Below are 26052 nucleotides of genomic sequence, written 5' to 3'. Positions count from 1 at the left end.
GTTTCTCACCATATCGAGCGTCGATCATCCGCGCCGCGGGGGTTGCGCGGCGAACGGTGGTGTGAGCATGGGTGGGCCGATGGCCGGGTCAGGAGAGGATCTCGGAGCCCCCCGTGCCGACGATGTGGACGCGGACGTTGTTCGTCGACCCGGCGATGCCGGGAGGGGCGCCCGCCGTGACGACGACGCGTTCACCCTTGGATGCCAGGCCGCTCGCCAGCAGGGAGTCGTCGAGCACCGACATCAGGGCGTCGGTCGTGGGCGCGCGCTCGACCAGGAACGTCTCGACGCCCCACAGGAGGGCGTTGCGGGATCGGGTGGAAGCGAGGTCGGTGAACGCGAGGATCGGCACGCGGTCGCGGAGCCGCGACATCCGTCTCGCCGAATCCCCCGACTGACTGAAGACGCAGACGTACTTCGCATCGACGAACGCCGCGATGCTGGACGCCGCGAGCGTCATCGCGCCGCCCTGGGTGCGGGGCTTGGTCCCGAGGCGGGGGATGCGTTCGAGGCCGTGCTCCTCGGTGGACTCGACGATCCGGGCCATCGTCTCCACCACCGTGACGGGATGGGCGCCGACGCTCGTCTCACCGGAGAGCATCACGGCATCGGCGCCGTCGAGGACGGCGTTGGCCACGTCGCTCGTCTCGGCGCGCGTGGGCACCGGATTCTCGATCATCGACTCCAGCATCTGCGTCGCGACGATGACCGGCTTGGCCCAACGGCGGGCCAGCTCGATGGCGTGCTTCTGGACGATCGGGACGGCTTCGAGCGGCAGCTCGACGCCGAGATCGCCGCGGGCGACCATGACGCCGTCGAACGCGTCGATGATCTCCTGCAGGTGGTCGACGGCCTCGGGCTTCTCGATCTTCGCGATGACCGGGATCCGTACCCCCTCCTCGGCCATGATGACGTGCACGCGCTGCACGTCCTTCGGGCTGCGGACGAACGAGAGGGCGATCAGGTCGGCGCCGAGGTGCAGCGCCCAGCGGAGGTCGGCCTCGTCCTTCTCGCTCAGCGCGGCGGCGCTCACCGCCACGCCCGGCAGGTTGATGCCCTTGTTGTTCGAGACCGGTCCTCCGACGACCACCTCCGTGCGGACCGCGACCCCGTCTGTGTCGAGCACACGCAGCCGGACCTTGCCGTCGTCGATCAGCAGGGTGTCACCCGCCTTCACGTCCTGCGCGAGCTGAGGGAAGGTCGTGCCGACGACCTCCTTCGTGCCGACGACGTCTTCGGTCGTGATCGTGAAGACGTCGCCCGGCTCGAGGACGTGGGGGCCGTCCGCGAAGCGCGCCAGCCGGATCTTCGGGCCTTGCAGGTCCACGAGGATTCCGACAGCCCGGCCCGTCGCCTGGCTCGCGCGGCGGACGTTCGCGTAGGACGACTCGTGCACGGCATGATCGCCGTGGCTCAGGTTGAGTCGGGCGACGTCCAGCCCCGCCCGCACGAGCTTCTCGACGGTCTCGTAGTCCGCGGTCGCGGGCCCGAGGGTCGCGACGATCTTGGCACGGCGCACGTGGCGCTCCTTCCCGAGGGTGTGTCCAGTCTCTCCCAGCCTGCCGTACGCGCAGGTTTCGCGGGGGTGACGCCGGCGTGACCACCGCCGGCCCGGCGACCTCACATCGCAGCGCTTCGCGCCGTGAGCGAAACGTTCGATGGGGGTAACGCGGCGCGACGCGCCCCGGAAACACCGCGCTTCTAGCGTGGCGGCCATCCACCACGACTCGTCGATCGGAGCCGACATGACCGATTCAGCATCGCGTGGACCGCAGCGCGGTGTCGCGCGTGATGTTCAGAGCCGGAAACAATCCGCTGACGGGCGCGCAACATCTCCCGCCTATCGTGACGCCATGAGCTCCACCGCGGCACCCGGCGCGCGCGTGGTCGTCGTCGGAGCAGGCATGGTCGCGCACCGCTTCGTCGACAGCCTGCTGAGCCGTGGCGACGCGTCATGGGCCGTCACGGTGATCGGCGAGGAGCCGCGGCATCCGTACGACCGGGTCGGTCTCACGAGCTTCTTCGCCGGCGCATCACCCGACGACCTGACGCTCGACCGCGCCGTTCTCGACGACGAGCGCGTGACGTTTCTGGCCGGCGACCCCGTCGTCCGGATCGACCGGGTCGCCCGGCGCGTCACGACCGCGAGCAGGCGGGATGTCCCCTACGACCACCTGGTGCTCGCGACGGGGTCGTACGCGGCCCGACTCGCGGTGGAGGGCTTCGGGCACGAGGGCTGCTTCGTCTATCGCACCCTCGACGACGTGGAGCGCCTGCGGGCCTTCGTCCAGGCGCGCAGCCGAGAGCTCGGCCGCCCGCTCACCGGCATGGTGATCGGCGGCGGTCTACTCGGCCTGGAGGCAGCCGGAGCGCTCCAGGGTCTGGACGTGTCGTGCACGGTCGTGCAGTCATCGGAGCGGCTCATGTCGGCGCAGCTGGACCTCCCCGGCGGCGACGCCCTCCGCCGCCTCATCGAGTCGCGCGGCATCACGGTGAAGACGGGAGCCATCACGACGCGCCTGGATGCCGATCGCTCGGGCAGGGTCGCAGGCCTGGAGTTCCGCGACGGCGGCTACGAGCCCACGGATGTCGTCGTCTTCACCGTGGGGGTGCGCCCGCGTGACGAGCTGGCCCGGGAGGCGGAGCTCGAGGTGCACCCTCGCGGCGGCGTGCTCATCGACGCGGGCTGCCAGACCTCGGATCCGTCGATCCTGGCCGTCGGCGAGGTCGCGAACTTCGACGGGCTCTGCGTGGGGCTCGTCGCGCCGGGCTACGCGATGGCCGAGGTCGCCGCGACGCGGCTCCTCGGGGGCGACGCATCCTTCCCCGGCTACGACCTGTCGACCAAGCTCAAGCTGAGCGGAGTGGACGTCGCGAGTTTCGGCGACGCGTTCGCCGAGACGCCGGGAGCGCTCGACGTCGTGTACGCCGATCCGGTCGCCGGGGTCTACAAGAAGCTCGTGCTGTCCGACGACGCCAGGACGCTTCTCGGCGGCATCCTCGTGGGCGACGCATCGGCCTACGGGTCGCTCAGACCGCTCGTCGGCGGAGCGCTGGGCGGCGACCCGGCGGCCTACCTTCTGCCCGAGGGCGGCCCGGCAGCCCCGGCCGGCGACCTGCCCGACGAGGCGCTCGTCTGCTCGTGCAACAGCGTCACGGCGGGCGGCATCCGCGCTGCCGTCCACGATGCGGGCTGCACCGACGTCGCGGGCGTGAAGGCCTGCACGAAGGCGGGGGCCGCGTGCGGCTCGTGCGTGATGATGGTGAAGAAGATCGTCGGGACGGAGCTGGCGAGGTCCGGAGCGGCGGTGAGCAATGCGCTGTGCGAGCACTTCGACCTGTCGCGCCGACAGCTCTTCGACGCTGTGCGCGTCTCGGGCCTGACGACCTTCAGCGCCGTCATCGAGCGCTTCGGCCTCGGCCGCGGCTGCGACATCTGCAAGCCCGCCCTCGCCAGCATCCTGGCGACGCTCACCGGCACGCATGTGCTCGACGGCGAGAACGCGACGCTGCAGGACACGAACGACCATGTCATGGCCAACCTGCAGAAGGACGGCAGCTACTCCGTCGTCCCGCGCATCCCCGGCGGCGAGATCACGCCGGAGGGGCTCCTCGTCATCGGCCAGGTCGCGAAGGACTTCAGCCTCTACACGAAGATCACGGGCGGCCAGCGCATCGACCTGTTCGGCGCGCGCCTCGAGCAGCTTCCCGACATCTGGAAGCGGCTCGTAGACGCGGGCTTCGAGTCCGGGCACGCCTACGGGAAGTCGCTGCGCACCGTGAAGTCCTGCGTCGGCTCGACGTGGTGCCGTTACGGCGTGCAGGACTCCGTCGGCATGGCCGTGCAGCTCGAGCTGCGCTACCGCGGTCTGCGCTCGCCGCACAAGCTCAAGCTCGGGGTCTCGGGCTGTGCGCGCGAGTGCGCGGAGGCGCGTGGCAAGGACGTCGGGGTCATCGCGACGGAGGCGGGCTGGAACATGTACGTCGGCGGCAACGGCGGGTTCACCCCCCGTCACGCCGTGCTGCTCGCCGAGGGGCTGAGCGACGCCGAGCTGCTCACGGCGATCGACCGCTTCCTGATGTACTACATCTTCACCGCCGACCGCCTGCAGCGCACCGCTCCGTGGTTCGAGGACCTCGACGGAGGGATCGAAGGGCTCCGCGCCGTCATCTTCGACGACAGCCTCGGCATCTGCGCCGACCTCGACGCGGCGATGGCCGCGCACATCGGCGCCTACGAGGACGAGTGGAAGGCCACGCTGGAAGACCCCGAGAAGCTCCGCCGCTTCGCCTCGTTCGTCAATGCGCCGACGACACCCGACCCCTCGCTCGCGTACACCCTCGAGCGGGGCCAGCCGCGGCCGGCGACGACCGAGGAACGCGAAGATGCCCGGGTGCTCATCGCCGGGACGACGCTGGAGGTACGGCGATGACGATCGCTGAGACGACGTCGGACGAGGCGACGGAAGGAAGGGCGTGGGCGCGCGTGTGCGGGATGGCCGACCTCGAGGTCGAGCGCGGGCGCGCGGCGCTGCTCGGCGACGTGCAGGTCGCCCTCTTCCTCATGCACGACGGCCGCGTCCACGCCGTCTCGAACCTCGACCCGTACAGCGGCGCGAACGTCATCGCGCGCGGCATCGTGGGCACGCGGCAGGATGCCCCGACGGTCGCATCGCCGATGTACAAGCAGGTCTTCGACCTCCGCACCGGCGTCTGCCTCGACACGCAGGGCAAGGAGCCGGCCGCCCTCGCCGTCTGGCCCGTCGCGGTGCGCGACGGGGACGTCTACCTGAAGGAGGGTCGCTCATGACGACGATGCTCGGCATCTCGCTCGCGGGTCGCGACGTGCTCATGGTCGGGGGCGGGTCGGTCACCGCACGCCGCCTGCAGCGCTTCCTCGACGACGGCGCGGTCGTGCGGATCGTGGCGCCGGCGGTGTGCGACGACGTCCGGGCGCTGGTCTCGAACCACGGGCTCGCCTGGGCGGCACGACCCGCGCGCGCCGCCGACGTCGACGGCGCGTGGCTCGTGCACACCGCGACCGGAGACGCGCGGACGGATGCGGCGATCGCCGCGGCGTGCGAGCGCGCGCGTGTGTTCTGCGTCAACGCGTCGGACGGCGCGCACGGCTCGGCGCGCCTGACCGCCGAGACGCGCTCGGGCGACGTGCTCGTCGGCGTCATGTCGGATGCCGGAGTGGACCCGCGACGCGCAGGACGTCTGCGCGACGCCATCGCCGCCCTCCTGCGCGAGGGGCGCCTGCCGCTGCGCCGTCGCCGCACCACCACGGCGGGGCGGGTCGTTCTCGTCGGCGGCGGCCCCGGACCGGTCGACTTGATGACGGTGCGCGGCCGGCGACTGCTCTCCGAGGCCGACGTCGTCGTCGCCGATCGTCTCGGCCCGACGGACGTCCTCGGCGAGCTCGACCCCGACGTCGAGATCATCGATGTCGGGAAGCGCCCGGGCTGCCACCCGGTGCCGCAGGAGGACATCAACCGGCTGCTCGTCGAGCACGCGCGCGCCGGCAAGCGCGTCGTGCGGCTCAAGGGCGGGGACCCGTTCGTCTACGGCCGCGGCGGCGAAGAGGTCGCGGCGTGCCTCGCGGCCGGCGTGCCGGTCGACGTCGTCCCGGGCCTCACGAGTGTCGTCTCGGTCCCGCAGGCCGCCGGGATCCCCGTCACGCATCGTGGAAGCGCGGCATCCGTCCATGTCGTCAACGGACAGGCGCCTCCCACCCCGGCGACGCTCGCGGCGATCGCCGACCCCGCCGTCACGACGGTCGTCCTGATGGGCGTCGCGGGACTTCCGCGGCTGGTCGAGACGGCCCTCGGCGCGGGCGCGCCAGCGGACCGGCCGGTCGCGATCGTCGAGAACGGCCATACCGCGCGCCAGCGCACCACCCGGACGACCCTCGGCCGCGCCGTCGCGGACGCCGCAGCCGCTGCGGTCGCGAACCCCGCCGTCATCGTGATCGGCGAGGTCGCTCGCGCGGACCTGCTCCTGCCCCACCCGCAACTGATCGGCGACGCTGCCCTGTGACCGAAGCTCTGCGCCCCGCCCTCTCGGCGGCCCTCGACGGCTGCACCGTCGTCATCGCCGTCGACCGCCGCTCCGGCGAGCTCGCCGCCGCGCTGGAGCGCCACGGCGCGACGGTCCGTCACGCACCGGCGCTCACGATCGTGCCGCACATCGACGACGAGGCGCTCATCGCCCGGACGCGCGAGCTCATCGAGCATCCGCCCGCGGTGGTCGTCGCCACGACGGGGGTCGGCTTCCGCGGGTGGATGGAGGCGGCTGACGAAGCCGGATTGCTCGACGACCTGAACAAGGCCTTCGCGGGGGCGCAGATCGTCGCGCGCGGCCCGAAGGCGCGCGGGGCGATCCAGCAGGCGGGGTTCACGGCCGACTGGGTCGCGGAGTCGGAGACGTCGGCGGAGCTGGGCGAGTTCCTCCTCGCGGAGGGCGTGGCCGGCCGCCGCATCGCCGTGCAGCACCACGGCTCGGGCGCCGACGGGCTCGATGAGCTCTTCCGGGGCGACGGAGCGGATGTCGTGAGCCTCACCGTCTATCGGTGGGGACCGCCGCCCGACCCCGAGATCGTGCGCAAGTCCGTCGTCGCGACGGGCGCCGGAGAGGTGGATGCCGTGCTCTTCACGTCGGCACCCGGCGCCTTCGAGTGGCTCGAGGCCGCGCGGCGCGAGGGGGTACTCGACGACATCCGCCGGCGCGCAGAAAGGCGGCGCGTGCTGCTCGCGGCCGTCGGGCCGATCACCGCGGGTCCTCTCATGGACGAGGGGCTCGCGCCTCTGATCGCCGACCGCGGCCGTCTGGGGTCGCTCGTGCGAGGCGTCGTCACCTACTTCGGCGGCGGCAATGCGCCGTCGCGCGCCACGACGGCAGGGCACCTCGAGCTGCGCAGCAGCGGCGCCGTGCTCGACGGCAGGTTCGTTCCGCTCTCGCGCACGGGCGTGGAGCTCCTCGGGGTGCTGTTCGACGCGGACGGGTCGGTCGTCGCCCGCACGGCGCTGCAGTGCGCGCTCCCGCGGTCGGGCGACAGCACGCACGCCGTCGAGATGGCGGTCGCGCGCGTGCGCGAGGCCCTCGGCGTGCCGGATCTCATCAAGACCGTCGTCAAGCGCGGCTACCGTCTGAACGTCCTCGAGCCGGCGGGCACGGCCTGATCCGGCCGGAGGTGGTCGTCGCGCCGCGCCTACGCGCGGCGGACGCGACGGGTCACGAGGCCGAGGCCCACCAGGATCAGCGCGAGGGCCGCCAGCGCCGCCAGCGGCGACAGCGTCCCGCCGGTGACGGGAAGCGCGCCGTCGTGCGCAGTGTTCACCAGCGAGAAGGCGACGGTCGATCCGGCGGTGACACGTGTGGTCACCCACCCCTCGGCGTCCGGCGCCAGCGAGGCACCCCCCGCGCTCCACGTCGGTGAGCCCCAGCTCACGCCGTCGACAGCCGGCGGCGCGAGCTCCCGGAGGCGCAGCACGGCGCCTGCCGGCACATCCGAGACGGTGAGCCGCTGCCCGGCCCCGAGCGTCGCCGTCTGGACGGGCCCTTCGTCGACCGCGTACTGGATCGTGAAGCGCGCGCCGGCGGGCACGTCGGCTGCGCCCGCTCCGATGACGGTCTTCGCGACGGAGAACCCGCCGACGGGCGCGAGAGCCGCGGTGTTGATCATGGAGAAGGCCACCGTCGCCCCCGACGTCATCGCCTCGGAGGGCATCACGACGCGGCCTGTCTCGTCGGGGACGAGCGTGCCGCCGTTCGCCGTCCAGCTGACCGGACCCCACTCGACCCCCGGGATGTCGGGGAGGGGACCCTCGCGACCCTCGACGATCGAGCCGACCGGAATATAGCCGGTCTCGCTGACGACGTCCGGAATCAGGATCACGCGTTCCTGCGGTTCGCCGTTGAGCCACCAGTCGACCGAGAACTCGGTCCCGGGGGGCACTCGCCCGGTCGCGTCGCCGGCCAGCTCCTTCACGACGTTGATGCGGGTGAGCTCGACGGCCGAGTTGGTCACCTCGAGCTCGGGGAGGACGTCGGCCTGGACGATGAGCGTGTTCGTCGGGTTCCACCACGAGCTCGCCCAATCGAATGCCGGCGGGAGGTCCGCTTCGTCGAGCGGGGCCTCCGCGAGGGTCACGACGGTCCCCACGGGGAAGACGATCGGCCCGTCCGCATCCGAGGGACCTACCGGGGTGCCGTCGGCGGGCACGTCGATCGTCCCCGTGATCACGTCGCCGAACACCGTGCGCGCGGAATAGCGGACCTCGAACGAGTCGACCAGGACCTCGGCGGGGTCGATGCCGACGAGGCTCTTGCGCACGAGGAAGGTGCCGTCGGCGAGGATCGCGGAGTTGGTCACGGTGCCGCTGACGACTGCCTCGCCCCCCGCGCCGATCGTCAGCTCTTCGGGCGTGTAGACGGGATCCTGCCAGTCCACGCCCGCGATGCTCGGCAGCCCCGTCTCTTCGAAGGCCACGACGGTGCCGTAGGGGAACAGCAGAGGCGGGCCCGAGGCATCCACCGGCGAGACGGGCGTGCCGTCGGAGGGCAGGACGACGGTCCCCTCCGCCGTGGCACCCGCCGGCGTCGTCGCCGTCCACCCCACGGAGAAGCTCAGCGGGACCGGCAGAGACGGGCCGTCAGCGCGTGCGAAGTCCTTCGAGAGCTGGAAGGTGCCCCGCCGGAGAGCGTTGCCGACGGCGATGACCACCTCACCCGTGTCTGGCAGCGGGATGTTCACGATCGCGCTCTCCAGCGGCCCGGCGCCCTCGAAGTTCTCCGGCCGGTACTCCTCGGTGACGCCGTCGATCGTCACGCGGAAGACCGGGAGATCCCAATCGGCGGCGTCCACCGGCGTGCCGTCGAGCTCGGGCACGAGCTCCGCGAGGGCGAGGGTGTCCGCTTCCGTCTCGAGGTCATCGAGCGTCACCGGGTCGCCGACGGCGATCGGACGCGTCGCGCGCTCCCCCGGCGGGTCGGTGTTGTAGGAGATCGCGTACGTGTAGCGGGGATCGGCGGCCTCGCCGATCGTCTCCTTGACGACCGAGACGACGCGGCCGGCATCGTCCGGCGCGAGCGAGTTCGTGAGCACCACGGCCGTCGTCGTGTTCGCGCGATCGATGAGGAACGCCCTGCCCGGATTCCAGGCGGAGCCCACCCAGTGGTATCCGTCCGGCAGCGCGACCGCGTCGAGGTCCTCGCTGAGCTCGATCCGCGTGCCCAGGGGGAAGCTCTGCCCGACCTCGACCGTCGTGCCGTCGAGGGGGACGTCCAAGGTGCCGCTCGCGAGCGTCCCGCCGCCCGCGCGCGCGGTCCAGGAGACGGGCACGGTGCCTGCGAGCGCCGGGACGTCGGGGGCATCCGGATCAGCCGACTCCACGACCTTGCGGATGCTGAAGGTGCCCGCGCGAAGGACCGCCGTGTTCTCGACGACGACCTCCGCGGCTCCCGCGGCGATGGTGATCGGATTCGGGGTGATGACGGGGTCCGCCCAGAGGTAGGGCGGGACGCTCGCCGGGGGGATCTCGTCGAACTCGACGGTGGTGCCGATCGGCAACTGGATGCCGGGGCCGACCGTCTCCCCGGACGCCGGAAGCTGCACGGAGCCCGTCGTGACCGTTCCGTCGGGGCGCGTCGCGGAGTAGTTGACGGTGAATGTCGTGCCGGCCGGGAGGTCGTCCGCCTCGATGCCGGACAGCGTCTTGCGCATCACGAAGGTCCCGCTGTCGGCCGCGCAGGCGAGCTGCCCGGCGAAGAGGAAGGAGTGCACCTCGCCGCCGCGCAGGACGACGTCGCGACCGATCACCTGCCCGTCGAGGGGTGCGGCGTTCACGGTGACGGCGGCCTCCGGCGCGTAGATGGAGCCGTCGATGCGACTCTGCGCGGCATTCACAGCGACGTCGCCGGTGATCTCCGACAGGTCCCAGAAGATGTACGGCGAGTACGCTCCCTGCGGGTCGACCCGCGCGGCGCTCACCGTCGTCGTCCCGGCGGGAACGCGGATGATGAGGGGGTTGGCGACACCGGGCGTGGGCCCCGCCGAGAACTGGATGAGGCCCGCTCCCGCGATGTCGGCGTACTGCACGACGTTGGGCTGATCGGCGCTGAGGGGCTCCAGGACGACGCGGTCCCCCGCATCCTCGGCGATCCCCACGGGGTTGCCGACGCCGGCGGACGGATCGGCCACGCCGTCGAGGCAGTCCTTCGCCAGCTCGTACGACGCCTCGGCGTTCTCCTCCACATAATCCGCGACGGCGGAGTCACCGGTTCTGATCGTATGGATGCTGTGCCCGCCCAAGGGACCCGCCGGAGGCGCGGCGTGCGCCGGGTAGTCCTGGTGTGTCGCATCGAGAAGCGGCGTCTGATCGGGGTTGCCCGCGTCGAGGTTGAGCCTGAGCCAATCGGCGCGCGCGAAGGCCTGCCACGGTCCGTCGCGCTCCACCATCTTGAGATCGCCCTGCAGGCTGGGATCCGAGGTGCCGGCGCTCGTGATGGCGAGGATGCCCCCGCTGGACGGGCTGTAGCTCCCGACGAGGAGGCGGGTGGGGTCGCCGTCGACGGTCGGCAGCGTGTAGTCAGCCGTCCCGGCCGAGACGTGGATGATCGTGTACTGATCACCGGCGCCCTGCTGCGTCGTCGCGACGCCGCCCGCGGCGAGGCTGCCCTCCGTCTCGTCGTTGCCCATCGTCAGGTCTTCGCGCGCATAGACGGTGAAGCCGCCGTTCATCGAGAACGGATTGAAGGTGTCGGGGTAGGCGGCGTCGGCCGGCGGAGGCGCCGGCGAGACGGCGACACCGACCGTCGCGGCGAGCCCCGCGACGACCGCTCCAGCAAGGAGAACGCCCAGACGGCGTCGGATCGGCACTTCTCGGGAGGGACGAGTCGACCGGCGCATCGATTCCGACCCTATCCGCGCCGGCGGGAAGGAGGAAGGCGGAAGACTCTACGGAAGGAGGTCCGGCCGGCGAAGCCGCGTGCGCTCGACGCTCTGCTCGCGCCGCCATTCGGCGATCGCACCGTGGTTGCCGCCCAGGAGGATCGGCGGCACCTCGAGCCCTCGCCAGATGGGCGGCTTGGTGTAGCTCGGGTACTCCAGAAGCCCCTCCTCGTGCGACTCCTCGATTAGGCTCTCGGGATTGCCGACGACCCCCGGCACAAGGCGCGAGACCGCCTCGATCATCGCCATCGCGGCGACCTCTCCGCCGTTGAGCACGTAGTCGCCCAGGCTCACGCTGCGCACCCGGCCGCGCTGGGAATAGTGATCGACGACGCGCTGGTCGATCCCCTCGTAACGGCCGCACGCGAAGACGAGATGCGGCTCCTCCGCGAATTCGCGGGCCAGCTTCTGCGTGAACCGCTCCCCCGCCGGCGACGGGACGAGCAGAAGCGCCTCGTCGTCGAGCACGGCGTCGAGCGCCTCGCCCCACGGCTCGGGCTTCATGACCATGCCCGCCCCTCCCCCGTACGGGGTGTCGTCGACCGTGCGGTGGCGGTCGTGGGTCCACTCACGCAGGTCGTGGACCCGGAGGTCGAGGATGCCGCGCTCCCGCGCCTTGCCGATGAGTGAGACGTCCAGCACATCGAAGAACCCCGGGAAGATGGTCACGATGTCGATGCGCACGCAGTGAAGTCTAGGCATCCGCCCATGTTTCCGACGTGTGACGCGGGCCTCACCCGCCCGGCGCGCACCCCGTGACGGACATGTGATGAAGAGGTAACCGCGGGGGCCGACGGCGCGAAACACGCCGTCCGTAGCTTCGCCTCATACCCTTCCCGAGGAGAGCGCGATGACCACGACAGTGACATCCCCCCAGGGCGGCGCCGACGCCGCCGGCAGCACGGCCGACGCCTCCGGCAGCACAGGCGCCGTCACCCTCGCACGCCGTCCCGGACGCTGGATCGACGGATGGAACCCCGAGGACGCGCCGTTCTGGCAAGCCGAAGGCCGCGCGATCGCCCGGCGGAATCTCGGCTGGTCGATCTTCGCGGAGTTCCTCGGCTTCATCGTGTGGCAGCTGTGGAGCATCGTCGTGGTCATGCTGCCCGCGGCGGGCTTCTCGTTCACGAGCTCCGAGGCGTTCTGGCTCATCTCGGTGCCGAGCCTCGTCGGCGCGACGATGCGATTCCCCTACACCTTCATGGTCGCGCGGTTCGGCGGCCGCAACTGGACGATCATCTCGGCGGCTCTGCTGCTCATCCCCTCGGTCCTGCTCGGCGTCGTCGTCGGCAACCCCGAGACGCCGTTCGGCCTCATGCTCGTCGTCGCGGCGCTCGCAGGGTTCGGCGGAGGCAACTTCGCGAGCTCGATGGCGAACATCACCTACTTCTTCCCGCAGAAGGAGAAGGGCTGGGCGCTGGGCCTCAACGCGGCCGGAGGCAACATCGGCACGGCGGTCGCCCAGTTCGCGGTGCCGATCGTCGTCACCCTCGGCGCCTCCGCGACGCTGAACATCTCGCTCGCGGGCTGGATGTGGGTGCCGTTCATCCTCCTCGCGATCTGGGGCGCGTGGCGGTTCATGGACAACCTGTCCAATGCGAGATCGGATGCCGCGGCCTCGGCCGCCGCGCTCCGCGAGCCGCACCTGTGGCTGCTCGCCGTGCTGTACATCGGCACGTTCGGCTCGTTCATCGGCTTCGCGAGCGTCTTCCCGAAGCTTATCGCCGACCAGTTCCCGGCCTTCTCGACGATCCAGGTCGGCCAGGCGGCGGTCTCGCTCGCCTTCCTCGGCGCGCTCGTGGGCTCCGTCGCCCGCCCGTACGGCGGCAGGCTCGCCGACCGCGTCGGCGGCGCGCGGGTCACCGTCGGCGCCTTCACCGTGATGGCGCTCGGCGCGCTCGCCCTCGTCTGGACCCTCCCCCTCCAGAACTTCTGGATCTTCCTCGCGTGCTTCCTCGTGCTCTTCGCCGCGACGGGCGTCGGCAACGGCTCGACCTACCGGATGATCCCGAACGTGTTCGCCGCGCGCGCCCTCGCAACGGCATCCGACCGCCCCGATGCGGGCGTCGCGATGCAGCGCAAGGCGGCGGCGGCCCTCGGCCTCATCTCGGCGATCGGCGCCTACGGCGGCTTCGTCATCCCGCAGATGCTGAACCTGTCGCAGACGGCGACGGGCGCATATACGGCCGCGTTCTACGGCTTCGTCCTCGCGTACGCCGCGCTCCTGGTCCTGACGATCTCGGTCTACATCGTGCCGCGTCGCTCGCTCGCCCGCCAGCGCATCTGATCGACCCCGCTCGAAGGGCCGCACCCTCCGGGGTGCGGCCCTTTCTCGTGTGAGCGGCTCTTCCCGCCCGCCGCGCCGATCCACCTGACGCAATCCGTCGCATCGAGGCCGCGTCCGCGACGATTCCCGCCGAGTGAACGCGGGATGCCGGCCCGGGCCGGCGACTCCCTCGCGCCATCTCCTCCCCCCGTGCGGTGTCAATAGACGTCGCGGACGTAGCGCTTCTGCCCGACGAGCGTCTTCGTGAACTGGGCGGCGTCGTCCTCCGACAGGCCGCCGTGGCGGCGCGCGATGGTCGTCAGCGTGTCGTCGACGTCCTTCGCCATGCGGCTCGCGTCGCCGCAGACGTAGAGGTGCGCCCCCTCCTGGAGCCAGCGCCAGAGCTCGACGCCGTGCTCCAGCATCCGGTCCTGCACGTAGATCTTCTGCCGCTGGTCGCGCGAGAAGGCGACGTCGAGGCGCGTGAGGAAGCCGTCATCGCGCATCTCGAGGAGCTCGTCGCGGTAATAGAAGTCCGTCGCCTCGTGCTGCTCGCCGAAGAAGAGCCAGTTGCGGCCCGCGTGGCCCCCGGCGCGTCGGTCGTGCAGGAAGGCGCGGAACGGCGCGATGCCCGTCCCCGGCCCGATCATGATCATCGGCGCGTCGCCTGCTGCGGGAGGCCGGAAGTGCGGGGACTTCTGCAGGTAGACCGACGCCTCTCCGCCGCCGACGACGTCCGCGAGGTAGGTCGAGGCGACGCCGCCGCGACGGCGGCCGGCCTCCGTCTCGAAGCGGACGACCGATACGGTCAGCTGCACTTCGTGCGGACTGGTCTTGGGACTCGACGAGATGGAGTACTGGCGCGGCTGCAGGCGCTTGAGCACGGTCATCCACTCGTCCGCGCCGGCCCGCACCGGAAACTCATGCAGCAGATCCACCGCCTGCATGCTCCACAGGAACTGCTCGAGCCGCGCGGTGTTCTCGCGGCGAAGCAGCGTCGTGAGCGCGGAGTCCTGCGAGCGCTCCGCGACGAATGCGAGCAGGTCCGGCGTGATCCTCGAGATGTCGAGCTGCGTCGCGAGGGCCTCGTCGAGGTGGCGTTCGTGACCGTCGAGCTCGACGACCGTGCGCGGCGGGAGCCCCGTCACGTCGAGCCACTCCGCGACGGCAGCCGGGGCATTCGCGCACACGACGCCGAGCGAGTCGCCGGCCTCGTATGAGACGCCGGCGGGCGCGAGGTCGAAGCCGAACTGGCGCACCTCCTTCCGGGAGCCGGCCCCGCTCAGGAGCGTGTTCGTCACCAGGGCCGCCCGCACCGGGTTCGACCGCGTGAAGAGGCGTCGGGTGGCGGGGACGGATGCCTCGGCGGCCGTCCCCGACCCGGCTGCGCCGGCCGCCGCTCTCGCCGCCCGCGCGTCGCCCAGGGCTGCGAGGACGTCCTCCAGCCATGCCGCAGCCGGCTCGGCGCAGTCGGGCTCGCAGTCCACGCGCGGCACGATCGCCGTCGCGCCGAGTGCGGCGAGCCGCTCGTCGATCCCCCGGCCGTGGCCGCAGAAGTCGTCGTAACTCGAGTCGCCGATCGCGAAGACGGCGTACCGGACGCGGGCGAGGTCGGGCGCGTCGGCGTGCTGGAGCGCGGCCCAGAGGTCTGCCGCATTGTCCGGCGGACCGCCGTCGCCGAACGTCGACGTCACGACGAGGAGCGTCTCGGTCTCGGCGAGGCGCGCGAGCGACACATCGAGCATGCTGACGACGCGGGTCGGGATGCCGCGTCCCACGAGCGTCGCGGCGCAGGCGGAGGCGACCTCCTCGGCGTTCCCGGTCTGCGAGCCCCACAGCACCGTGACCCCCGAGACGACGCCGGTCGCGGCGGATGGCGACGCGATGGGCATGCGCGAGTACAGGCCCGCGAGGACGCCCTCGACCCACGCGCGGGCGAGGTCGCCGAGGGGTGCGGAGGGCGGCAGCACGGGCGCGGTCCCCGCTTCGGGCGGCGCGGCCTCGAGCGCTGAGAGGAAGCCCGACACGTAGGCGCCCTCGTCCTCGCTCAGACGGGCGCCGAGGAGGTTCGCGGCGGCGGCGGGAAGCGGCATCCGACCCTCGTCCCTCCCGTCCGCCGGACGCGACGGCGGGGGACCCACGCGACGGAGCGCCACGGCGGCGTACTTGAACTCCGGCTGCAGCGAGGCGGGATCGACGGCGTCGCTCGTGACCGCGTTGACGGTCAGGTACTCGCCCTGCTCGTCGTTCCAGTGGAAGGGCGCGAAGCAGCCGCCCGGCTGCACCCGCTCGGTCAGCACCGCCGGGAGCACGACACGTCCTCGCCGCGACGACACCTCCACCTGGTCGCCCTCGGCGATCTCGAGCCGTACGGCATCGTCGGGATGGATCTCGACGAACGGATCGGGATCGAGCTTCACGAGCTTCGCGACCTTGCCGGTCTTGGTCATCGTGTGCCACTGGTGCTGAAGGCGCCCGGTGTTGAGGATCCACGGGTAGTCGTCGTCGGGCAGCTCCTTCGGCCCGATGTGCGGGCGGGCGAGGAACTGCGCGCGGCGTGACGGCGTCGGGAAGGCCAGCCGCGGGGTCGAGCCATCGTCCGCGACGTGGCGCGCCTGGCTCACGCCGTCGTTGACGTACCGGATGGGATGCCGCGCCTCGGCGTCTCCAGGCGGAGCCGGCCACTGCACGGGCCCGGCCCGCAGGCGCTCGTGCGTCACACCGCGCACATCCCAGCCCGTGCGCGGGTTCCAGAACCGACGGATCTCGTCGAAGACCTCGGCGCTCGTCTGGAAGGAGAAGCCGTCGGCGAAGCCCATGGCACGGGCCACGCGGCAGATCAGCTGCCAGTCGGGCAGCGCGTCGCCGGGAGGGTGCGCGCCCCGCTGTACGAGCGTCATCGTGCGGTCGCTGCTGACCATGACGCCCTCGGCCTCGACCCACAGCGTGGCGGGCAGCAGCACGTCGGCGTAGGCGTTCGTGGCGGTGTCGATGAAGACGTCCTGCGTGATGACGAGCTCTGCGGCCTCGAGGCCCGCGATGACGGTCTTGCGGTTGGCGACGGAAGCGACGGGGTTCGTGCACATGATCCACGCGGCCTTGATGCGGCCCTCGGCCATCGACCGGAACATGTCCACGGTGCCGGTGCCCGCCTCGGCTCGGATCGTGCCGGACGGGAGCCCCCAGACTCCCTCGACGAAGGCGCGATCGTCGGCGTCGAAGACGGCGCGCTGCCCGGGAAGACCCGGCCCCATGTATCCCATCTCGCGGCCGCCCATGGCGTTCGGCTGACCGGTGAGCGAGAACGGTCCGCTGCCCGGCCGGCAGATGGCGCCGGTGGCGAGGTGCAGGTTGCAGATCGCGTTGGTGTGCCAGGTGCCCTGCGTCGACTGGTTGAGCCCCATCGTCCACAGCGTCATCCACTCGCCGGCTTCCGCGATCCACTGCGCGGCGGTGCGGATGTCTCCCTCGGCGAGCCCCGTGATCTCGGCGACACGGCTCGGCGGGTAGTCCGCGAGGAACGTGGGCATCGCCTCCCACCCGTCGGTGTGCTCGGCGATGAAGCGCTCGTCGATCGCCCCCGTCTCGACGAGCAGGTGCAGGAGGCCGTTGAGGAGCGCGAGGTCGGTGCCCGGCGTGATCGGCAGGTAGAGGTCGGCGCGGTCGGCCGTCGCCGTGCGGCGAGGATCGACGACGATGAGTTTCGCCCCCTGCTTGAGCCGGTCGGCCATCCGGAGGAAGAGGATGGGGTGGCAGTCGGCCATGTTCGACCCGATGACGAAGAACAGGTCGGCGCGATCGATGTCCTCATACGATCCGGGCGGGCCGTCGGCCCCGAGCGACTGCTTGTAGCCGGTGCCGGCCGAGGCCATGCACAGCCGCGAGTTCGATTCGATGTGGATGCCGCGGAGGTATCCCTTCACGAGCTTGTTGGAGAGGTACTGGGCCTCGATCGACATCTGCCCCGAGACGTACACGGCCACGGCATCCGGTCCGTGCTCGTCGACGATGGCCCGCAGCCGCGTGCCCGCCTCGGAGATCGCCGTGTCGAGCGGCGTCGGCACGGCGTCCTCGCCTCGCGCGGGCCGGATGAACGCCGTCGCCATCCGGCCGGGCGCCTGCATCAGGTCGAGGTGCGTCGCGCCTTTCGTGCAGAGCCGGCCGGCGTTGGCGGGGTGCAGCCTGTCACCCGATGTCCTGACGACGCTCGAGCCGTCCGTCGACACGGTGACGCCGCATCCGACTCCGCAGTAGGAGCACGCTGCGCGCACCTCGGTCGTCGGTGCCGCTGAGCGCACCGCCGCCGCGTCCGCGAGAGGGCTCATGCCCCGATGCTCGCGGATGCATGTTCCACGACGTCGTGCGCCGTGTTACCGCCTGGTCACACCGATCTCACCGGCGTGCGATCCGGCGTGTGAGGCGCTTCAGTCGTCGGCGCGCCCGGTGTCGCCGATCGTGGGCTCGCCCGAGGCTTCGTCGCCGGGCATCCCCTCCGAATCGGACATGCCGGAGCCGGTGGATGCCTGGGGCTCGTCGTCCTGACCGGGGAGCTCCTCGAAGAGGCCGGGCGGCGGCGTCACCACGACGCGGCCGGCCGCGATGTCCACCTCGGGCACGATCGCCTTGACGAACGGTACGAGGATCTCGTCGTCGTCGCTGCCGCGGACGATGAGGAGGTCCTGCGCGGGAAGGTGGTCGACGCGGATCACGCGACCGACGACGTCGCCCTCGCGCACGACGTCCAGTCCGACGAGCTGGTGGTCGTACCAGGCGTCGTCCTCGGCGGGAGCTGCCGAGGCATCCTCATCGATCCAGAGGATCGCGCGGATCAGACCCTCGGCGGCCGTGCGATCGTCGACCCCCTCGAAGAACGCGACGGGATGGCTGTTCATCCACTTGAACTCGCGCACCGTGAGCGGCTTGCCGTGCCAGGGCGACGCCTCGGGGACCTGCAGGGTGAACGTGGCACCCGGGACGAAGCGTCCCTCGGGATCGTCGGTGTAGAGCTCGAGCTTGATGGCGCCCTTGAGGCCATGGGCCTTGACGAGGCGTCCCACCCGGAGCTGGTTCTTGGCCGACTTCGGCGGCCGGGCTGCGGCCTTGGCCTCTTCCGGTGTCGTCGAGTCGGGTTCGTGCTCCTGCGCCATCAGTCGTCCGCGACGTCGACGCGCACGCGTCGTCCGTCGGCGAGCGCCGAGATCAACGTGCGCAGGGCCTTGGCCGTGCGTCCGCCGCGCCCGATCACGCGACCACGGTCATCGGGGTGCACGTGCACCGCGAGGACGTCGCCGCGGGGCGACGTCGAAGAGTGGATGCGGACGTCGTCCGGGTGATCCACGATCCCCTTGACGACGTGCTCGAGCGCGGCGGCGAGCACGGATTACTCGGCGTCTTCGGCCGGAGCGGCCTCGGCCTCGTCAGCCGGGGCCTCGGCGACCGGCTCGGCCTTCTTCTCGGCCTGGGGCTTGACGACCGACTTCTTCGAGGCGTCGACCTCGAAGTCGGGCTTGGCCTCCGCGGTGCGCACGGTCGAGACGGCGTTCTTGTCGCCCTTGAACTGGCCCCAGTCGCCGGTCAGCTTGAGGATGGCCAGAACCTGCTCGCTCGGCTGGGCGCCGACGCTCAGCCAGTACTGCGCGCGCTCGGAGTCGACCTCGATGAACGAGGGCTCCTCGGTGGGGTGGTACTTGCCGATCTCCTCGATCACACGACCGTCGCGCTTGGTGCGCGAGTCGGCGACGACGATGCGGTAGTAGGGCGCACGGATCTTGCCCAGGCGCTTGAGACGGATCTTGACAGCCACGATTCTCCTGAATGTGTGGAAAGGAAGTGAACCGGTCGCCTGGAGCGTGGGGTGCACACCCGGCGGAAGCTCTGAAAGGGAGGACCTGTCGCTGGATAGAGGGTCGAGCAAGCGGTCCGACCCTCTATTCTGCCAGATCCGTTCACGAGCCGCGAACCGGCATGCGCGCTCGAGCGGACGATGGACGATCCGACCGCGAGCGACGGATCAGCCGGCACCGTGCGGCGCGAAGCGCAACGCCGCGGCGGGCGCGGCGGCGAGATGTCGCCCGGCGACGCACACCGGTGCGAGCGACGCCGGGGCGCGGCATCCCCGTGCGAAACTGTGCCCATGACGGTGCCTTTCGCGACATCCGCCCGCTCCTCGGTGGGGATCGAATGGGAGCTGATGCTCGCGGATGGCGCGTCGGGCGACCTCGTCCCGCGAGCACCCGAGATCCTGCCGGCCCTCGAGGAGTCGACGGCGCTCGAGCGCTACACCGTCACGGGCGAGCTTCTCACCAACACGGTCGAGGTCACCAGCGGCATCGGCGACACCGTCGCCGCCGCTGTCGACGACGTCGCCGACGCGATCGCGGCCATCCGCCGGGAAACCGATCCGCGCGGCATCGAGCTGCTGTGCGCGGGAAGCCACCCGTTCGCGCAGTGGTACGACCAGAGCATCACCGACAAGACCCGGTACCACAAGCTCATCGAGCGGACGCAGTGGTGGGGTCGCAACATGATGATCTGGGGCATCCACGTGCACGTCGGCGTCGACGACGTCGACAAGGTGTTCCCCATCATCAACGCGCTGGCCGTCTACCTGCCGCATCTTCAGGCGCTGTCCGCGTCGAGCCCGTTCTGGGCGGGCGAGCGGACCGGCTACGCCTCCAACCGCTCGCTCGTCTTCCAGCAGCTGCCGACGGCGGGTCTGCCGTGGCCGCTCGAGTCGTGGGCGGAGTTCGAGGGCTACCTCGGCGACCTCGTGCGAACCGGCGTGATGGAAGACGCGACGGAGGTGCGGTGGGACATCCGGCCCGCACCGAGGTGGGGCACGATCGAGGTGCGCGCGTGCGACGGGATGTCGACGCTTCCCGAGCTCGCGGCCATCGCCGCGCTCGTCCAGGTGCTCGTGGAGCACTTCTCGCGGGAGCTCGACGAGGGGCGCTCCCTTCCGACGCTCCAGCCGTGGTTCGTCCGCGAGAACAAGTGGCGCGCTGCGCGCTACGGCCTGGACGCGCGGATCATCGTCGACGCCGACGGCACGCAGGCCCCCGTGCGCGAGCACCTCGCCGAGACGATGGACCGTCTCATCGACATCGCCGTCGAGCTCAAGTGCGCGCGCGAGTTCGCGGGCCTCGACACCACTCTCACGCAGGGCGCGTCGTACGCCCGGCAGCTCTTCGTGGCCGACGCGGCCGAGGGGGACCTGCGGGAGGTGGTGCACCACCTCATCCGCGAGTTCCGCGCCGGGCCGACGCTGCGCGAGCATCTGTCCCAGCTCGCCCACTGACATCCCGCCACTGACACTCCGACCTCCCGACACCCCGACCTTCACGAAGGTAGGAGTTCGAGCGAGCGTAGGACGCAGCCGCTGCGCGCGGTCCTACCTCCGCGCCTTCTCCTACGCTCGTGAGCCCATCCGGCGATGAAGGCCCTGAGCGACGGCGGCGAGCACCGTCCGCTCGACCACGTGCCAGTCGAACATCACCTGCTGATAGTCGAACCGCAGCACGGTGTATCCCAGAAGCACGAGGCGAGCATCCGCGGCGATGTCCCGCCGACGGTCGGCAGCCGAGCTGTGGTGCTCGAAGCCGTCGATCTGGACCACGAGGCGGTCGCCGATCAGGAAGTCGACCGGATGCCCGTCGATCCACACCTGCTGGCGGATGACCACGCCGAACGGTGAGATCCGGGACCGGAAAATGGTCTCGAGGCCGGAGTCGCTCAACGCCGAGCATGCATCGGCGATCACTCGAGCGCGAGAGCTCCCCCAGTCGACTCGACGAAGTGCATCGAGGCTGACCGCGCCCTTGCGGACCGCCGACTCCCAGACGGTCAGCGCCGACTCCCGCGGCACACACTCTGAGACATGGAGAAGCACGTTCAGAAGCGGGTCCTCGACGGCGTGCGCGCTCACGGGCTCGGGACCGAGCGACCAGTGTGCGACGACCCCCTCTCGGGGAACTCTGGATGCTGTCGGCTTGACCGCGACATGCAGGTCCTCGTGGGCGGGTACCCAGAACCCCCGCCGCGCGGCTGAGCTGATGCAGCTCAAGCGGCCACCCACGGCGACGGCGCGAACGATTCGCCGGTCGACGCCGGGCAGGACGAGCCAGGAGCGGCGCACGCGCGACACGTGTCCATCGTCGACGGCCGCCACCATGGTCTGGGTCGGGAATCCGGCAGTCCGGGCCTCCGAACTGTGCGCGATGCCGCCTCGGGCGGAGAGCCATCTGACGAAGTCGGCGGGGCGAGGCATCCGTCCACCCTGTCGGAACTTCGGCGCACGAGCCGCCGCGCCTCGACCTCTGTTCACATTCCCGTCGGGCGCCCGCGGTGTGGAGGAGACGCCGAAGGTCACCGGCGTAGGAATCCGCGCGAAGGTAGGACCCTACTGGAGGCAGATTTCCTGCCTTCGCTCGATTTCCTACCTCCGTGAAGGGTCAGCCCCGCCCGAGCATCTTCTGCAGCTCGGCGAGGTCGGCCTCGCTCGGCCCGCCCTTGCCGCCGCCGCCGAGGCCGAAGCCCGAGCCCGTCGGCTCCGCCGGACCCGCCGCCGCGATGCCGGCGTTCTCGGCCGCACGCTTGGCGGGGTTTCCCGACCGCGAGCCCGAGCGCGACTTCTGCTGCTTGCCGCGCTTCGACGACGCGCCGGGGCGCCCCGCGCCGGGCACCGGACCCATCCCCGGGATGTTCGGCACACCGCCGCGGGCGACGGTCTTCATCATCTTGGCCGCCTGCTCGAAGCGCTGCACGAGCTGGTTGACGTCGGTGACCGTCATCCCGGATCCGCGCGCGATGCGCAGCCGGCGCGAGCCGTTGAGCACCTTCGGGTTGCGGCGCTCCCCCGGCGTCATGGAGCGGATGATGGCCTCGGTGCGGTCGATCTCGCGCTCGTCGAAGTCGTCGAGCTGCTGCTTCATCTGGCCCATGCCCGGGAGCATCCCGAGCATCTTCTTCATCGAGCCCATCTTCTTCATCTGCTGAAGCTGCTCGAGGAAGTCCTCGAGCGTGAACTGCTCCTTCGCGAGCTTCTCGGCGACCTTCATCGCCTCTTCCTCGTCGAACGCGGCCTGAGCCTGCTCGATGAGGGTGAGGATGTCGCCGAGGTCGAGAATGCGCGACGCCATCCGGTCGGGATAGAACGGCTCGAGGTCGTCGAGGTTCTCGCCCGTCGAGGCGTAGATGATCGGGCGACCGGTGACGGATGCCACGGAGAGGGCCGCGCCGCCGCGCGCGTCGCCGTCGAGCTTGGACAGCACGACACCGGTGAAGTCGACGCCCTCCTGGAAGGCCTTCGCCGTGTTGACGGCGTCCTGGCCGATCATCGCGTCGATGACGAAGAGCACCTCGTCGGGGTTCGTCGCGCGGCGGATGTCGGAGGCCTGCCTCATCAGCTCGGCGTCGACGCCGAGGCGGCCCGCCGTGTCGATGATGACCACGTCGTGCTGGTGCCGCCGGGCGATGTCCACGCCGTCGCGCGCCACCTGCACGGGATCGCCCACGCCGTTGCCGGGCTGCGGCGCGTACACGGCGGCGCCCGCTTGACCGGCGACGACCTGCAGCTGGTTGACGGCGTTGGGGCGCTGGAGGTCTGCCGCGACGAGGAGCGGCGTGTGGCCGTCCTTCTCGAGCTGCTTCGCGAGCTTGCCGGCGAAGGTCGTCTTGCCCGAGCCCTGCAGGCCCGCGAGCATGATGATCGTCGGCGGGTTCTTCGCGAACTGAAGCCGGCGCTGCTCGCCGCCGAGGATCGCGATGAGCTCCTCGTTGACGATCTGCACGACCTGCTGTGCGGGGTTGAGCGCCCGGTTGACCTCGTCGCCCAGCGCGCGCTCGCGCACCTTCGCGGTGAACTCCTTCACCACGGGGAGCGCCACGTCCGCGTCGAGCAGGGCGCGACGGATCTCGCGCACCGTGCCGTCGACGTCCGCGGGCGTGAGCTTGCCCTTGGTGCGCAGATTGCGGAAGGTCTCGGTGAGCCGATCGGAGAGCGTGCCGAAGGTAGCCATGATCCCCCGATTCTACGTGAGCGAGTCCGGCTCCCCCGCGGGCCCGAGTTCCTGGAAGAGCGTGATCTGCAGTCCCGCGGGACCCCGCAGGCGCGAGTTGAGCGAGCGCCAGGGCGTCTGGCGAGCGGATGCCTCGAGCTTCGCCCCCGCCGCGACGAGGCGCTCCGTCATCCCATCCGCGTCGCCGACCTCGAATGCGAGCCGGATCGCGTCGCTCGGAGCATCCCCGTCCGTTTCGACCCGGTCGATCAGAGCCACCTGGCCGGCGTTCGAGAGCTCGAGGGTCGCCTCGCCCGCCGCGAGGATCGCGACCCGCGCATCGCCCTCCCCCTCATGCGACTCCCGCTCGACGAGTCCGAGTTCGTCGCGGTAGAAGGCGAGCGCCTCGTCGAACCGCTCGGCGCGTGCGACGACCCGCAGCTGTCGGACGGCCGTGGGCAGGGTGGGCGCCGCGACGACCAGCGCCCGGGCGAGGAAGCCGGCGAGCGGTGCGCGCCCGGCGCCGCCGTGAGCCCACGCCTCGATCGCGGCGAGCACCGCTCCCCCGTGGGCGGCGCCCGCGACGTCGGCCTCCAGCCGGTCGACGCCGGCCGCGTGCAGACGAGTGGCCACCGCTGCGGCGATCCGCGAGCGGCGGACGGATGCCTCGCGCTCGAGCTCCGCCTCGAGCCCCATCGCGTCGGTGTTCACGACGGCCAGGGCCAGGCTGTCCGGGGTGAAACCCGCCCCGAGGGCCGTGAGTGCGGAGGTGACCGCGGAGGCCGCGCCGCCCGCGCGCCCGGACGCCCCGAGTGACGCGTCAGCGGTCGCGGATGCCGCGGCCGACGTCGCCCCGTCGCCGCGCAGCCGCTCCTCGAGGGCTCGGACCCGCTCGTCGAGAGCGGACCAGAGGATGTCGGACTTGGAGGCGAAGTAGTTGAAGAAGCTCGATCGGCTCACCCCCGCGCGCGAGGCGATGTCGGCGATGGACGTCTGCTCGAACCCGCGCTCGAGGAAGAGCTCGCACGCCGCCTCCGCGAGGGTCTCGCGCGAGGACGCGCGGGGTCGGCCGGTCCGGGGCTCCCTGGGCATGCCCCCACGCTATCCGTGCGCCCCGCGTGGTCGCGAGCGGCGGCGGAGGCGTATTGTTGGACGCGATCCAGGAAGTCGCCACAAGCGAAGGAGAGCCGTGCTCGACATCCTCACCCCCGGCTTCTCGCCGGAGTACGTGCTGTATCACGACGGCTGGGCCCTGCAGAGGAGCGTCCACGCCGACATCGTCTCGGGCGAGCGGGCCGACACGCTGATCCTCCTGGAGCACGAGCCGGTGTACACGGCTGGCGCGCGGACGGCGCGCCACGAGCGCCCGACCGATGGCACCCCCGTCGTCGACGTCGATCGAGGCGGCAAGATCACGTGGCACGGTCCGGGGCAGCTCGTCGGGTACCCGATCGTGCGGCTGCGGGAGCCCGTCGACGTCGTCGCGCACGTCCGCCGCATCGAGGGGCTCTTGATCGACGTGCTCGCGGAGTTCGACATCGAGGGCTACCGCGTTGAGGGTCGCAGCGGCGTGTGGGTGCGGCGTCCGCTCGGGGAGGACAAGGTCGCCGCCATCGGCGTCCGCGTGCAGCGAGGCGTCACGATGCACGGCTTCGCGCTCAACTGCGACAACTCCCTCGCCGGCTTCCGGGGCATCATCCCGTGCGGGATCACGGATGCCGGGGTCACGACCATGAGCGAGATCGTCGGCGCCGACATCTCGCCCGTCGATGTGGTGGACCCGGTGGTGCGGGCCTTCCAGGCCGAGTACGCGGGGGCGATCGCGTGAGCGCCGCCGTGCCCGAGGGCCGCAAGCTCCTGCGGCTCGAGGTGCGAAACGCCCAGACCCCGATCGAGCGCAAGCCCGAGTGGATCAAGACCAAGGCGAAGATGGGGCCGGAATACCAGGCGCTCCACTCGCTGGTGAAGACCGAGGAGCTGCACACCGTCTGCCAGGAGGCGGGCTGCCCGAACATCTACGAGTGCTGGGAGGACCGGGAGGCGACGTTCCTCATCGGCGGCTCGCAGTGCACGCGGCGATGCGACTTCTGCCAGATCGACACCGGCAAGCCGGCCGACTACGACACCGACGAGCCGCGGCGCGTCGCCGAGAGCGTGCAGCGCATGCAGCTGCGCTACTCGACCGTGACGTGCGTGGCGCGTGACGATCTCGCCGACGGCGGCGCGTGGCTCAACGCCGAGACCGTGCGCCAGATCCACGCCCTGAACCCCGGCACGGGGGTCGAGCTCCTGGCGACCGACTTCAACGGCGACCCCGACCTCCTGCGTATCGTCTTCGAGGCGCGGCCGGAGGTGTTCGCGCACAACGTCGAGACGGTCCCGCGCATCTTCAAGCGCATCCGCCCGGCGTTCCGCTACGAGCGGTCGCTCGATGTGCTGACCCAGGCGCGCGACGCCGGCCTCATCACGAAGTCGAACCTCATCCTCGGCATGGGCGAGGAGCTGGAGGAGGTGGTGCAGGCGCTGCGCGACCTGCACGACGCGGGCACCGACATCATCACGATCACCCAGTACCTGCGTCCGACCCCGCGGCACCTGCCCGTCGCGCGGTGGGTCAAGCCCGACGAGTTCGTCGAGTTCAAGGAGGAGGCCGAGCGGATCGGCTTCCTCGGGGTGCTCGCCGGCCCGCTCGTGCGCTCCTCGTACCGCGCCGGGCGCCTGTGGGCGCAGTCGATGATCTCGAAGGGCCGCGACATCCCTCCCCACCTCGCGCACATCGCAGCCGACGTGCACGCGGAGCGCGGATTCGCCCAGGCGGTGTGAGAGGACCGCCGCCGCGC

General features: G+C 71.2%; 18 protein-coding genes. 8 read left to right on the top strand and 10 right to left on the bottom strand.

What is annotated here, in order from left to right; genetic code table 11:
- Positions 1 to 88 precede the first annotated feature (88 nt).
- Positions 89 to 1519, bottom strand: coding sequence for a pyruvate kinase (gene pyk, locus EV279_RS10965; RefSeq protein WP_133543422.1), 1431 nt, complete (start codon positions 1517 to 1519; stop codon positions 89 to 91).
- A 334-nt stretch (positions 1520 to 1853) separates the two neighbouring features.
- Between pyk and nirB the strand changes: the two genes are divergently transcribed.
- Genes nirB through EV279_RS10945 form a run of 4 tightly spaced genes read left to right on the top strand, consistent with a single transcriptional unit; the run spans position 1854 to position 7181 of the window.
- Positions 1854 to 4433 (top strand): nitrite reductase large subunit NirB, encoded by a 2580-nt coding sequence (gene nirB, locus EV279_RS10960; RefSeq protein ID WP_243728535.1) that lies wholly within the window; start codon positions 1854 to 1856, stop codon positions 4431 to 4433.
- Entirely contained in the window at positions 4430 to 4810 is a 381-nt protein-coding gene (nirD, locus tag EV279_RS10955) for a nitrite reductase small subunit NirD (RefSeq protein ID WP_133543420.1), read from the top strand. Before nirB ends, nirD begins: the two co-directional genes overlap by 4 nt.
- Positions 4807 to 6039, top strand: coding sequence for a uroporphyrinogen-III C-methyltransferase (cobA, locus tag EV279_RS10950; RefSeq protein ID WP_133543418.1), 1233 nt, complete (start codon positions 4807 to 4809; stop codon positions 6037 to 6039). The genes nirD and cobA overlap by 4 nt, the downstream gene beginning before the upstream one ends.
- On the top strand, positions 6036 to 7181 hold the full coding sequence (locus tag EV279_RS10945) for a uroporphyrinogen-III synthase (RefSeq protein ID WP_243728534.1): 1146 nt from the start codon (positions 6036 to 6038) through the stop codon (positions 7179 to 7181). The genes cobA and EV279_RS10945 overlap by 4 nt, the downstream gene beginning before the upstream one ends.
- A gap of 29 nt (positions 7182 to 7210) precedes the next feature.
- Here the strand turns inward: EV279_RS10945 and EV279_RS10940 are convergent, their stop codons facing one another.
- The gene (locus tag EV279_RS10940; RefSeq protein WP_133543416.1) at positions 7211 to 10909 is read right to left on the bottom strand and encodes a DUF5979 domain-containing protein; all 3699 of its coding nucleotides are present in this window, start codon (positions 10907 to 10909) and stop codon (positions 7211 to 7213) included.
- 48 nt (positions 10910 to 10957) lie between these two features.
- Positions 10958 to 11635: a tRNA (guanosine(37)-N1)-methyltransferase TrmD gene (gene trmD, locus EV279_RS10935; RefSeq protein WP_133543414.1), complete on the bottom strand. Its 678-nt coding sequence runs from the start codon at positions 11633 to 11635 to the stop codon at positions 10958 to 10960.
- A 166-nt stretch (positions 11636 to 11801) separates the two neighbouring features.
- Here trmD and EV279_RS10930 point away from each other — a divergent pair, with 166 nt between their 5' ends.
- A complete protein-coding gene (locus tag EV279_RS10930) occupies positions 11802 to 13238 on the top strand; it encodes an MFS transporter (protein WP_133543413.1) in 1437 nt (478 codons plus the stop codon).
- A 197-nt stretch (positions 13239 to 13435) separates the two neighbouring features.
- On the opposite strand, the gene EV279_RS10925 is transcribed toward EV279_RS10930, so the two are convergent.
- The 4 genes from EV279_RS10925 to rpsP form a co-directional block, all read right to left on the bottom strand.
- On the bottom strand, positions 13436 to 17542 hold the full coding sequence (locus tag EV279_RS10925) for a bifunctional nitrate reductase/sulfite reductase flavoprotein subunit alpha (RefSeq protein WP_133543411.1): 4107 nt from the start codon (positions 17540 to 17542) through the stop codon (positions 13436 to 13438).
- Between the two features lie 99 nt (positions 17543 to 17641).
- A complete protein-coding gene (gene rimM / locus EV279_RS10920; protein WP_133543409.1) occupies positions 17642 to 18364 on the bottom strand; it encodes a ribosome maturation factor RimM in 723 nt (240 codons plus the stop codon).
- The gene (locus EV279_RS10915) at positions 18364 to 18594 is read right to left on the bottom strand and encodes an RNA-binding protein (protein WP_133543407.1); all 231 of its coding nucleotides are present in this window, start codon (positions 18592 to 18594) and stop codon (positions 18364 to 18366) included. The genes rimM and EV279_RS10915 overlap by 1 nt, the downstream gene beginning before the upstream one ends.
- A gap of 3 nt (positions 18595 to 18597) precedes the next feature.
- A complete protein-coding gene (gene rpsP, locus EV279_RS10910) occupies positions 18598 to 19020 on the bottom strand; it encodes a 30S ribosomal protein S16 (protein WP_133543405.1) in 423 nt (140 codons plus the stop codon).
- 330 nt (positions 19021 to 19350) lie between these two features.
- On the opposite strand from rpsP, the gene EV279_RS10905 reads away from it, so the two are divergent.
- On the top strand, positions 19351 to 20514 hold the full coding sequence (locus tag EV279_RS10905) for a glutamate--cysteine ligase (protein WP_133543403.1): 1164 nt from the start codon (positions 19351 to 19353) through the stop codon (positions 20512 to 20514).
- 111 nt (positions 20515 to 20625) lie between these two features.
- Here EV279_RS10905 and EV279_RS10900 read toward each other — a convergent pair whose 3' ends face one another.
- The 3 genes from EV279_RS10900 to EV279_RS10890 form a co-directional block, all read right to left on the bottom strand.
- Positions 20626 to 21483, bottom strand: coding sequence for a DUF559 domain-containing protein (locus EV279_RS10900; RefSeq protein WP_133543401.1), 858 nt, complete (start codon positions 21481 to 21483; stop codon positions 20626 to 20628).
- A 184-nt stretch (positions 21484 to 21667) separates the two neighbouring features.
- Positions 21668 to 23233, bottom strand: a complete 1566-nt coding sequence (gene ffh / locus EV279_RS10895; RefSeq protein WP_133543399.1) for a signal recognition particle protein — start codon at positions 23231 to 23233, stop codon at positions 21668 to 21670.
- Between the two features lie 12 nt (positions 23234 to 23245).
- Complete coding sequence (locus tag EV279_RS10890; RefSeq protein ID WP_133543397.1) at positions 23246 to 24304, bottom strand: TetR family transcriptional regulator; 1059 nt, start codon at positions 24302 to 24304, stop codon at positions 23246 to 23248.
- A gap of 97 nt (positions 24305 to 24401) precedes the next feature.
- On the opposite strand from EV279_RS10890, the gene lipB reads away from it, so the two are divergent.
- Both lipB and lipA read left to right on the top strand, forming a co-directional pair.
- Complete coding sequence (lipB, locus tag EV279_RS10885) at positions 24402 to 25040, top strand: lipoyl(octanoyl) transferase LipB (protein ID WP_133543395.1); 639 nt, start codon at positions 24402 to 24404, stop codon at positions 25038 to 25040.
- Positions 25037 to 26035 (top strand): lipoyl synthase, encoded by a 999-nt coding sequence (lipA, locus tag EV279_RS10880; RefSeq protein ID WP_133543393.1) that lies wholly within the window; start codon positions 25037 to 25039, stop codon positions 26033 to 26035. The genes lipB and lipA overlap by 4 nt, the downstream gene beginning before the upstream one ends.
- The last annotated feature ends 17 nt before the right edge of the window (positions 26036 to 26052 follow it).

Origin of the sequence: Microbacterium sp. BK668 (genome assembly GCF_004362195.1) — a bacterium.
Lineage (GTDB): Bacteria > Actinomycetota > Actinomycetes > Actinomycetales > Microbacteriaceae > Microbacterium.
Note: the sequence above shows the minus strand (reverse complement) of the source record. Positions and strands in the feature narration are given on the sequence as shown.

Bases quoted from the DNA above. Each gene is read 5' to 3' on its own strand.
- nirB (WP_243728535.1), top strand. From the start codon at position 1,854: ATGAGCTCCACCGCGGCACCCGGCGCGCGCGTGGTCGTCGTCGGAGCA.
- nirD (WP_133543420.1), top strand. From the start codon at position 4,430: ATGACGATCGCTGAGACGACGTCGGACGAGGCGACGGAAGGAAGGGCG.
- cobA (WP_133543418.1), top strand. From the start codon at position 4,807: ATGACGACGATGCTCGGCATCTCGCTCGCGGGTCGCGACGTGCTCATG.
- EV279_RS10940 (WP_133543416.1), bottom strand. From the start codon at position 10,909: ATGCGCCGGTCGACTCGTCCCTCCCGAGAAGTGCCGATCCGACGCCGT.
- EV279_RS10930 (WP_133543413.1), top strand. From the start codon at position 11,802: ATGACCACGACAGTGACATCCCCCCAGGGCGGCGCCGACGCCGCCGGC.
- EV279_RS10925 (WP_133543411.1), bottom strand. From the start codon at position 17,542: ATGAGCCCTCTCGCGGACGCGGCGGCGGTGCGCTCAGCGGCACCGACG.
- rimM (WP_133543409.1), bottom strand. From the start codon at position 18,364: ATGGCGCAGGAGCACGAACCCGACTCGACGACACCGGAAGAGGCCAAG.
- EV279_RS10905 (WP_133543403.1), top strand. From the start codon at position 19,351: ATGACGGTGCCTTTCGCGACATCCGCCCGCTCCTCGGTGGGGATCGAA.
- EV279_RS10900 (WP_133543401.1), bottom strand. From the start codon at position 21,483: ATGCCTCGCCCCGCCGACTTCGTCAGATGGCTCTCCGCCCGAGGCGGC.
- ffh (WP_133543399.1), bottom strand. From the start codon at position 23,233: ATGGCTACCTTCGGCACGCTCTCCGATCGGCTCACCGAGACCTTCCGC.
- EV279_RS10890 (WP_133543397.1), bottom strand. From the start codon at position 24,304: ATGCCCAGGGAGCCCCGGACCGGCCGACCCCGCGCGTCCTCGCGCGAG.